Raw genomic sequence first — 10,721 nt, 5'->3', positions numbered from 1 at the left:
TCATCTAGGATTAGGTTTTCCATCGAATAGAAGGGTTATGCACATCAAAAAGCGCCGTCAGGTTGACTTATACCTGTTTTTGCCAAACAGTTGCATTAACGGTCGCCATCGTCATATTTTTGTAATAAAGCCCAGCAAGAGCCTGGCAAAATCCTTGGCCGCCCGTTCGGCTGTTTCCATGACCTCTTCATGGGTTAAAGGCTTGTCCAATATCCCTGCAGCCATGTTGGTGATGCACGAGATGCCCACCACCTTTAGGCCAGCATGGACAGCGGCTATAACCTCAGGTACAGTGGACATGCCAACCGCATCTGCACCCAGCACCCGCAGCATGTGTATCTCAGCCGGCGTCTCATAGCTAGGGCCTGGCATCATGGCATAAACCCCTTCCCTGACTTTAAGCCCCATCTCCTTTGCAGTATCCATAATAAGGCGCCTTAAATTGGGGTCATAAGCATAGGTCATATCGGGGAATCGGGGACCAAGGTCGTCCCTATTCCTTCCCCTCAATGGGTTGACGCCCGATACGTTTATGTGGTCTTTTATGACCATCAGATCGCCGGGCGAAAAGTCAGGATTTATTCCCCCTGCCGAATTGGTAACGATGAGGATCTGTATACCTATGACCTTCATGGTGCGAACGGGCAAAACCACCTGTTCCATATCATAGCCCTCGTAATAATGAAACCTCCCTTGAGCAGCTATTATCTTTTTACCCTGGCATCGGCCGACCACAAATCGGCCTTTGTGGCCCGGCACGGTGGTCTTAGGAAAACCGGGTATATCCTTATAATCAATGAAGATGGGGTCCTCTATGGCCTCCACCACATCTCCCAGGCCCGACCCCAGTATCAATCCCACCTCAGGCTGTATTTTGACCTTTCTTTGAACGAATTCAGCAGCATTTTTGTACACGCATCTCACCTCTCACCATCGCCTATTTAACTCCATACCGCTGCTATCGGCTGCTTCAAACCCACTTTATTTGTTTCGATAAAAAGGCTATGAACTCCTTCATTTTAAACATATTTGCAAACAAAAATTTGAAGACCAAGGGCACCACAAAAGCCTCAAACACGCTGCTTATAAAAAAAGCCATGATGATAAGCACAAATTTGAAAGTGTAAGGAGCTATTCTCCGCATCCTCATTTGCTTTAGGTGGGGCAGCTTTCTTATCTTGAACCTCTCTATTCCAAATTGCACAGCCAATACGCCCATAACCACAAGGCAAGGTATATAAATAAACGATTGCGGTAAGATGCACACAAGCACCATAAAAAGTCCGTTCAGGGCATAGTAGTCAATCAAAAAAGCAACGGTAAAGCCAAGGAAAAAACCTCTGATCCCCACCGTTAACGGCACCAGGGGAATGCTCAAATAAGTCAGTCCAAACAACCAGATAAAAAAAGCGGTCTGAAGGTTCTGTAGCAAAGCCTTTATGAATATAATGGTTCTATCCACATGGGGCTGATTGCCAATGATATACGAATATCCCTGCAGGTAATCGGCCAGATACATCCTCTGCTCAGGGCTGATGGAACCGACCGTGAATCCCCCGGCAGCCACCCCAGTGATGAAGGCAAATATTATAAGCAGGTAAAGGACTATATTCTTCCTTATGTGGAGCATTATATGGGTTTTTATCTTAGATGAGTTCAATTAAGCTATCCCCCCGAGGACTTTTGTGAATATTTGTCCTACTTGATAACTATGAGCCTTGAGGAGAATTTATAACCCGACCTTTTTGATATCACAGCATCGTATTTGGAGCACCTGGGTCAAGCCATAGCGTGCTGCCGCTCCTAAAGCATAAAAAAAATAGGGCTCCTCATCGATACCCCTGCCCATGGTGGTGGGAGCAAGGCCATAATGCTTTAAAGCTTTCCTTATATCGCTGCCGCTTAAAAAGACGGCTCTGTACTTGGCCAGCAGACGGCTATCTTCAAGCTGCTTTATAACCCTCCTTAGCTTTGATTTATCCATTAAAGGCAGCACGAGAGGGATGGGATGATGGATGATGTGCTTTAGCACCGTAATGGAATGGTGGCTTATCCCTATGTGGCGCTCCCTGGCATCGCCAAATCCCAGCCGCGGTATGTACAATACGTTTCCCCCCAAGGCTGCCACCAGGTTGACATATAGTCCCAGCTCTAGACCGCTAAACCCAAAGGTGGTACCGGTCCCCAGTATGCCCGGCCCCATAGCCACAATGGCCACATCGCAGTTGGCGACGTTAAGAGCAGCCTTCAAAGCGGTATATATGTTTACGCACTCATAGTCCCCACCAAAGGCATTGCCCGAGGTAACGGTAACATCCAGCAAGCCTTTCCTTTTGAGCAGGCCGACAATTCGGCTGAAGCTTATGGGCAACGCGCCATGGTCGGTCATTATATACGCAATGGATACTTTGCCCTCAGAAAAGTATTTCAGATAGGCGCATAAGGGGGCCAGCATGCTGTGCAGCTCTCCAACGTACACCAGCTTTCCCCGGAAATCAATGGGCTGGTTATAGTGGGCATGGTGCGGACTTTCTTCCTCCTCGGACAGGAGAATCTGCATTTGAAGGGGAGTGTATTTCAGCTTCATGCCGTGACCTTTGCTGACAAAAGCTCTATCCCTCATGTTGAGGTTGCACACCACGAAGTGATAGCCCCCTGTGCCCAAACCAAGGCTGCATGCGGTGGTGTTGACCAGCACTTCATCGCCTACCTCAACCCATCCCGTCAACGGCGCATACACCACTGCCAGCTTATGGGGGTGATGGATGTCCAGCCTGACGACCATTGTACCCCTCTCATCGCTCTCTACTATCTCCTTTACAACACCTCTTTTAAGCTCTATCCATACCGGTATCCTCATCCGCCTTTACCCTCCACAATTGATCGATAAACCGCAGTGCGGGAATAGACTCTATGAATTTCGATAAAGAGCAGTACTCAGCTATGGCATGAATTGACAGCAGCAGCACCAACATTATAGCTGCGGTCACCAGCGTTATGGATTTGACGGCATAAAGCCCGGCTATCCCGCCCAAAAGGTTTGCCCCGGCATCCCCCAGCATGTATTTCTCCTCCATCTCGCCCTTCATATAGAAGGGCAATGCGGCCATAACGGGGATCAGCATCCATACATTCGAGAAACCTCCCAAAATCACAAGGGCGATAGCCACCAGAAGAAAGGCTTTTATTGCCCGTCCAGGCCTTAAATCCATAAGATTTATAAAATTTACTAGCAGCGAAAATAACAGGGCATAAATTCCCCACGCTATTAGCCTTTTATGGTAATAGGCTGTTATAAATAGCCCCAACAAGGCCGACATCACGAGCTTGACTACCCCCGTAGATATCCTGCCCCTGATGAGTTCCCCAATATGGCCCTTTATACCCTTTATAGCGGTATCTCCCACCGCATCGTCTATGAAGCCCACCAAGGCCAGCGATGTGACAACTGCTAAAAAAGCCACATGTTCCGGCTCAATTCCCGCGAACATAAACGGAATGATGCCCCAAAGGCATGGAAAGATAAAGCTCAACCCCATGGATGTGGTGACAGGCTGCCCCCTATAATTCCTTACCATCATCCCTCCACCTTTAAGCATTTTAAAGATGCTGGGCATAAAAAGCCTTGCAGCAAAACAGGACAGCGCCAGCGATACCATTTGATCAATCAATCCCATAAGCCTTTTTCGCTCCCACCTTTTCCCACAGCTTGGCCATCAAAACAACGAGTATATCCCTAAACTGCCTTGCCCTGTGCAACACCCCTGCAAGATCAAAGCCCGTAACGCGATGGTCCATCTCAACATCCACCTGGCATATCCTAAAGCCGTGGTTGAGCAAATCCACCGTCATACCAAATTCTACGCCGAACCTTTTGTATTTGAAAAATTGAGGATTTATGAGTTCTCTCCTAAAAGCGCGCTGGCCCGAAAGCACGGCATCGAAATCCTTCCCAGTCAAAAGCCGTATCCCCATTCTGGATAGGCCCTTGACCAATCCAAAGCCGTGCCTGCCGGGCAGGCTAGGAAATCGCGCAATGGTTACATCGGCCCTTCCTTCCATGATGGGCTGTATCAGCTTTGCCGCCTCAACGGCGCTGTCCCCCAGGTCGGCATCCAATATGAGCACAATGGGGCTAGATATGGCTTTCAAGCCCTGACACAGGGCATAGCCCTTACCATGGTTCCGCGCCAGCTTTATAAGGCTTGCGCCTTCCCTCATAGCGACCTGAGCGGTATTGTCGGTGGACCCGTCGTCCACCACCACAATCTCACGAACTAGGTCGAGGCTTTTTATTGCCCTTATAGTGCTACCAATGCGCTGCTCCTCGTTATATGCTGGGATGACCACTCCTACACCTGAGCAGTCCATCTGATATGCCTCCTTCACATGGCAAGATGCCCCACTATACTACTCGGGCCTGTTGGCCTCCAATATCGATATCAGTGCCAGCTTGCCGTAAAGGGTATCCACATCCCTGACTGTCGAAACCCCCAGTTCTTCGTACTCCGAAACGGCGCTCTTCTCCACTGAGGATGGCTCCACCGCCACAACGGGCAACCCCATGTTGAGGGCCGTCTGAATGAGCACAACATCAAGACCATTTTCTTCCGAGAACTGTGCCTGTGCGTCCTTTCCGTTGCTACTTAAGATGATCACATCACAGCTTTGCTCGATATCACCGGAAGCTTGAATCAGGCGCATCTCCTTCAATCGAAGGGATAGCGGCGTAAAGGTCCCCTCTATGAGGCTTGAGACCAGCGCATCGGCAACTATGCTGTGGAGGTCATTCCTCCCCATATCATCGCCATCATTTTGTAAAAAAGTTACCAGCGCCGTGCCCAAATCCTGCCTTGCATATAAATCGGCCCTGACGGTTATATTGGAGCCCACCGTTGCTCCTGCCGACCTCAAAAGCTGTATCAAATCAGGGGAGATGGTGTCCTGACCGAAGCTTATAATCGAAACCTTAAGGCCCTGCAATCTATCCTCTATAAGCCGGGAAAACAGGTATTCAGATGTAGATTCAGCCTGAGCTTTCTGTTCTTCTAGGACAGCCAGGCTTTTTTTTAGCATAGCAGCCTCATTTCTTAAAGATTCAAATTCGCTTTCTATTTGGCGGATGATGAGCTCCTGCTGATTTTCCAACACGTTATTGTTTTCAAGCGTTATGCCGATCAAAATCCCCAGTCCAAGCGCAAGAAATATTCCGATGAGCAGGATGACGTAATATTTAAGATGCAACATGGTCCTCCACCTACTACAGACCGAATAATAGCTTTATACGAAGCGCTATCAGCTGGTATAAATCTTGAATTTGCGGCGACATGCGCGTTATGAGCAAGATGGGAAACATGGCCGCTGCAAATATGGCAACTATATAACCGGGCTGTATGCGGTTTTTATATAGCTCACTGACGCCTTTGGCATCAACAACTTTGTATCCCACCTTCATCCTCACTAAAAGAGTACTGGCCATTCCCTTTCTTCCTTTTTCAAGGAAGTCCACCATACTATTATGGCTGCCCACCATGACTATGAGCTCCGCTTTATTCTCATACGCCAGTATCATAGCCACGTCCTCGCTGGTGCCCGGAAATGGAAAGGTAACCGCTTCAAGCCCCAACGCTCGTATTCGTTCCATGCCGGGGCAACGCCCATCGGGATAGGCATGTACCACTATTTCCCCACAGCTTTTCAAACAGCGATCGCTGACGCTGTCCATATCGCCTACTATTATGTCGGGTTTGTAGCCGAACTCCAGCAATGCGTCTCCTCCCCCATCCACCCCGATCATCACGGGACGTACCTCATCTATATACGCGCGTATAGCCTTTAAATCCTCAATATAGTTCCTACCCCTTGCCACTATGAGCACATGTCGATTCTCCATCTTGACCTTGAGGGGGGGCACCTTTACGGGGCCGATCACCATATCCTTTTCCCTTTCAGCATAATCCAAAGTGTTATCGATAAATTCGCGGAGTACTTCCCATATGTTTTCGCTGGCTTCCTTCATCTTCCCTTCCACTTCATCCTTAGCCAGAAACTTGACGTTGCACAAATACCTGCGGTTCACCCACAGCCCCTTATCGTCTATTTCTAAATAATCCTCATCCTGAATATACTCAAAAGCTTCCTTGCCGATGTTGTCGATAATGGGTATACCTGCCTCTAAAAGTACTTTAGGTCCCTGGTTTGGATACCGCCCGCTTATGGATAAAGCCCCATTAATGACGGCCTTCACCCTTTTTTCTACCAGATGTAGGGCTGCTACCTCATCCAGGTCCTGATGGTATATCACCGCTATATCCCCTGGCATAAGCCGGCCAATGAGGTTTTTGGTACGTTTATCCTTTTTTGCCCGACCTTTTATCATAAGCTAAACACCCTCAGCTGATACCATTCAAAAATCAATATCCATACATATATGGTTTACATTACCACATTAAATATACGTGCACAAAAAAAATAAGGCAGCGAAAGATCGCTGCCATCCATTTAATGCCGTTTTATCAAATCAGTAAACCGAAGATTTTAACTGCAACCTCAGCCGGTCAGCTATCATGGCGATGAACTCTCCGTTGGTGGGCTTGCCCTTTTCATCATGCACTGTATACCCGAATATCTTGTTTATGGTCTCTATGCGACCTCTATTCCAAGCCACCTCGATAGCATGGCGTATTGCCCTTTCCACTCTGCTGGGGGTGGTATTAAATTTTTTGGCAATCATGGGATAAAGCTCTTTAGTAATTCCTCCTAGAAGGTCCATATTGTTCATCACCAACAGTATGGCTTCCCTCAAATAATGATAGCCTTTAATATGAGCCGGCACCCCTATCTCGTGAATGATGTTGGTGACATCGGCCTCAACTGAAGACCTTCTCTCATTGGTGCGCCTGTTCAATGGAAGGATGGAAGCCTGAAAACTCTGGGGTGACTGGTCGACGGAAAATACAGGCGCTCCCATCTCGGGCGAGAGGCCCCACACCACTTCGCGGATCCTTTTTGTAAACACTTCCATATCAAAGGGTTTAACCATGTAGTAATCGGCCCCCAACGCAACGGCCCGCTGTGTAATCTTATCCTGTCCCACCGCCGAAAATACGATAATTTTAGGCAGTTGCTCTAATCCCAACTCATTCAACCGTTCCAAAACCCCCAGACCATCGAGATGAGGCATTATGATATCAAGGATGATTACATCAGGCTTTAACTTGGGAATCATCTCTAGAACTTCCATTCCATCGCTGGCTACTCCAACCACTTCTATATCATCCTGCTTTTCCAAATATTTGGTGAGAATATCGCAGAATTCCCTGTTATCATCTGCTAATAGCACCTTTATACTATTTTTCATTTCAAAATACCCCCCGTATACAAACTCCGACCCTCTTACTCTTAAATTTCTATTCGACACCTGCAAAAAAATTCCTGCCCGTACATCAAAAAACAATTGTCGGTTTACTACTTTTTTTGCCAAATCAACCTTCAACAGGAAACTCCAAACCTTTACATTAATCGATGATTTTCTGGCACTCCTCCAGCATCCATTCTATGAATATGCCGTATCCCCTCTTAGGATCGTTGACAAATACATGGGTAATGGCCCCCACAATCTTGCCATCTTGAATAATTGGGCTACCACTCATTCCCTGTACAATTCCTCCCGTCCGCGCCAGCAGTTCCGGATCCGTAATCTCTATCACCATTCCCTTGGAGCTGGGATGCTGTTGAACATTTACCTTGACTATGCGAATTTCAAACTCCTTTACTCCCTCTTCATCCACTGTAGTCAGTATGCTTGCTTTGCCAACCTTCACATCGTACTGGGAGCATATGGGCAAAGGCTCATCATAATAAAGATCAGATAAAGGGCCATACACCTTGCCGTATATTCCGTACGGGGTATTGCGCAGTATATTGCCTATGGCTTTTTGCTTGCTCGAAAATACGCCCCTCAGTTCTCCTGGTTCACCGCGCTTGCCCTGTTTTACATCTATTATGGTGGATTGCACTATTTCGCCATTTTTTACCGACAGCAAAACGCCGGTGTCGATATCTGTAATAGCGTGACCCAAAGCGCCAAAAAGTCCGGTATCAGGATCGTAAAATGTAAGGGTACCAACCCCGGCAGTGCTGTCCCGTACCCAGATGCCCAGCCTGTATTTAGAATCGTGCATATCTTTAACCGGCACTATATTTGTCTTAAATATGGTATTGCCCCTTCTTACTTCCAGCTCAAGTCCCTTTTCCTTGACCTGGTTGACCAACTTAGAAAGGTGGTCTGCATTTTCCACCTCAATGCCGTTAACCTTTTCTATCACATCCCCAGGCCTCAAACCAGCTTCGCTGGCAGGATAATGGATAAAACCTTCGGGATCTATGACCTCGGATATGCCAACCACCAGTGCTCCCTGAGTATACATGGAAACGCCAATGGAATTGCCGCCGGGAAATATCTTCTTAACCGGCTGCACCTTTACCTTCATCTGTTTGATAGGGATGATGCCAAAGAGCTTGAATATAAGCTCAGCGCTGCCTTCATTTACCGTCTGTATGGTCAAAGGTCGCGCCATGTTATAATTAGGCTGATCCTTCAAAGAATTACCGTTGAACTTTAGCACATTGACGTTGTCAGCCTCAATTTTTACCGTAAGCGGTAATCCGATGTTGAGAATGTGAGCATCGCCTTCAAAAATTAGAAGCTCTGAGGGTATATTCTTAAAGTTTTGGATCCATGGAGAATAGTTTATGAACAAAAATATCAATGCCAAAAATATTCCTACCAGTTTCCTAGTTCTATATCTCTCCATAGTTGCCACATACTCCTGTCCTATTTGCTTAAATTAAGATTCATAAACTTAAGTTAACCTCAAAAAATGCGAATTATTCAAAACATGAAAGAACAAAAAAAGACAAAAAAAAAGGGCCATTGGCCCTTTTTACCCGCTTATCGCCCCTTTGACCTTGCGCGCTGTGTCAATCAGCTCCTGAGCGTGTTTCAGCCCTATGTGGCTGACTTCCGCTCCTCCTATTAACTTGGCTATTTCCATCTGGCGTTCTTGGTCATCCAACAGGTGAACCTGCGTCACAGTGCGCCCATCGTAGACTTTCTTCTCGATCCTGTAGTGTTTATCCGCCATGACGGCAATCTGAGGCAGGTGGGTTATGCATATCACCTGATGGGAGCGCGATAGCCCGTTTATCTTTTCAGCCACCACGCTGCCTATCCGCCCGCTTATCCCCGTATCTATCTCATCAAAGATCAGAGTGGGTATATCGTCCTTTTCAGCCAGTACCGTCTTGAATGCCAGCATTACCCTGGACATTTCCCCGCCCGATATGATTTTGGCCAGCGGCTTAAGGGGCTCCCCGGGATTGGGCGATATCAAAAATTCGACGCTGTCAAACCCCTGAGGGGTAATGCGGCTTAAAACCGACGTTTTAAGCCAATCTTCCTCGGTACTGCTTACATCGGGACTCGATATATCTACTGCGAACCTGGTCCTCTCCATCCCCAATTCCTTAAGCTGGGATACCAGCTGCCCTTCAAAGGCCTTGGCCACTTCCCTTCTTTTACGGGAAAGCTGAAGGCAAACTTCTATTAGATTGGAAAAAACCTGGTGCTCCTGCAGCTTCAACTCTTCTAGCTTTTCCTGGCCGCTTTCAATGGTAAGCAGCTGCTGTTCTAGCTTTTCTTTAAGCTCCAAGATCTCTTCGATAGTAGAACCATATTTTCTTTTCAAGGAATTTATCAACGCCAGGCGAGCCTCAATCTCATCCAGCCTGCCAGGGTCATAATCAAAGCCGTCCCTGTAATTCCTTATCCTGTCTATGACGTCCTCTAATTGGTAATATATGTTTTCCATATCCTGAGCTATACGCGCAAAGTCTTCGTTATACTGGGCTATTTGAGCAAAACGATCTCTTATGATAGCCAGCTGATCAATTACCGACGTCCCTGTAACACTGCCCGAATACAAGGCATCATAGGCATGGTGAACTACGCCCATGATCTTTTCGGCATTCTGCAACAAAGAGCGTTCATTCAGTAGCTCGGTATCCTCTCCCGTTTTGAGGTTGGCCGCTGCAATCTCGTTTATCTGGTAGTTTAGAAGGTCCTTCATGCGTTCTCCATCTCTTTCGAGCTTTATGAGTTCCTCAATCTCACGCCTTATAGCTCTCCACTGGGAATACAGATACCCTACCCGCTGTTTGAGCACAGCTACGGCATCTCCGCCCAGGCGGTCCAAAATTTCGATATGGTAATCGGGATTTAATAGTGACTGATGCTGATGCTGTCCATGTATATCCACCAGGTACTGCCCTATCTCCTTCAAAATAGAAAGGGTTACCATCTGGCCATTTACGCGGCATACGTTTCGGCCGCTGCGGGAAAGCTGGCGCATCAGCACCAAGGTACCGTCATCTTCCATCGGAATACCGTACCGCTCCAGGACGGGCGCTACTTTTTCGGGATGTTTTAAACAAAACAAACCCTCTACCTGGGCGTGGTCCTTTCCTGTCTGAATGAGGTCCCTGTCAGCCCTTTCGCCCAACATTAAACCTATGGCATCGACTATGATGGACTTCCCGGCACCCGTCTCACCGGTGAGAACGTTGAATCCCTCGCAGAATTCGATTACCAGGTTATCGATGAGAGCCACGTTTTGTATGGACAAGTGGCTAAGCATGAAGGCACCCCCATACCTGTCATC

The 10,721-nt window shown here is 47.5% G+C and carries 10 protein-coding genes; all 10 read right to left on the bottom strand.

The genetic code is table 11. From position 1 onward, the window contains the following. Positions 1–111 precede the first annotated feature (111 nt). Positions 112–924 (bottom strand): purine-nucleoside phosphorylase, encoded by an 813-nt coding sequence (locus FWJ59_RS01245; protein WP_414480169.1) that lies wholly within the window; start codon positions 922–924, stop codon positions 112–114. Between the two features lie 46 nt (positions 925–970). Further along, positions 971–1,660, bottom strand: coding sequence for a stage II sporulation protein M (gene spoIIM, locus FWJ59_RS01240; protein WP_414480168.1), 690 nt, complete (start codon positions 1,658–1,660; stop codon positions 971–973). 69 nt (positions 1,661–1,729) lie between these two features. Next, on the bottom strand, positions 1,730–2,860 hold the full coding sequence (locus tag FWJ59_RS01235) for a DUF3866 family protein (protein WP_414480167.1): 1,131 nt from the start codon (positions 2,858–2,860) through the stop codon (positions 1,730–1,732). Continuing rightward, entirely contained in the window at positions 2,832–3,677 is an 846-nt protein-coding gene (locus FWJ59_RS01230) for a hypothetical protein (protein ID WP_414480166.1), read from the bottom strand. Before FWJ59_RS01230 ends, FWJ59_RS01235 begins: the two co-directional genes overlap by 29 nt. Continuing rightward, positions 3,664–4,371, bottom strand: coding sequence for a glycosyltransferase family 2 protein (locus tag FWJ59_RS01225; RefSeq protein WP_414480165.1), 708 nt, complete (start codon positions 4,369–4,371; stop codon positions 3,664–3,666). Before FWJ59_RS01225 ends, FWJ59_RS01230 begins: the two co-directional genes overlap by 14 nt. A 39-nt stretch (positions 4,372–4,410) precedes the next feature. Further along, complete coding sequence (locus FWJ59_RS01220; protein WP_414480164.1) at positions 4,411–5,247, bottom strand: copper transporter; 837 nt, start codon at positions 5,245–5,247, stop codon at positions 4,411–4,413. A 13-nt stretch (positions 5,248–5,260) separates the two neighbouring features. Next, a complete protein-coding gene (steA, locus tag FWJ59_RS01215; protein ID WP_414480163.1) occupies positions 5,261–6,379 on the bottom strand; it encodes a putative cytokinetic ring protein SteA in 1,119 nt (372 codons plus the stop codon). A gap of 141 nt (positions 6,380–6,520) precedes the next feature. Beyond that, positions 6,521–7,360 (bottom strand): sporulation transcription factor Spo0A, encoded by an 840-nt coding sequence (gene spo0A / locus FWJ59_RS01210; RefSeq protein WP_414480162.1) that lies wholly within the window; start codon positions 7,358–7,360, stop codon positions 6,521–6,523. 157 nt (positions 7,361–7,517) lie between these two features. Beyond that, positions 7,518–8,816 (bottom strand): SpoIVB peptidase, encoded by a 1,299-nt coding sequence (gene spoIVB, locus FWJ59_RS01205; protein ID WP_414480161.1) that lies wholly within the window; start codon positions 8,814–8,816, stop codon positions 7,518–7,520. 129 nt (positions 8,817–8,945) lie between these two features. Next, on the bottom strand, positions 8,946–10,697 hold the full coding sequence (recN, locus tag FWJ59_RS01200) for a DNA repair protein RecN (RefSeq protein WP_414480160.1): 1,752 nt from the start codon (positions 10,695–10,697) through the stop codon (positions 8,946–8,948). Between the last annotated feature and the right edge of the window lie 24 nt (positions 10,698–10,721).

Origin of the sequence: Caldicoprobacter sp., assembly GCF_047459465.1 — a bacterium.
Taxonomy (GTDB): Bacteria; Bacillota; Clostridia; order Caldicoprobacterales; family Caldicoprobacteraceae; genus Caldicoprobacter.
This window is presented reverse-complemented; position numbering and strand designations above follow the sequence as displayed.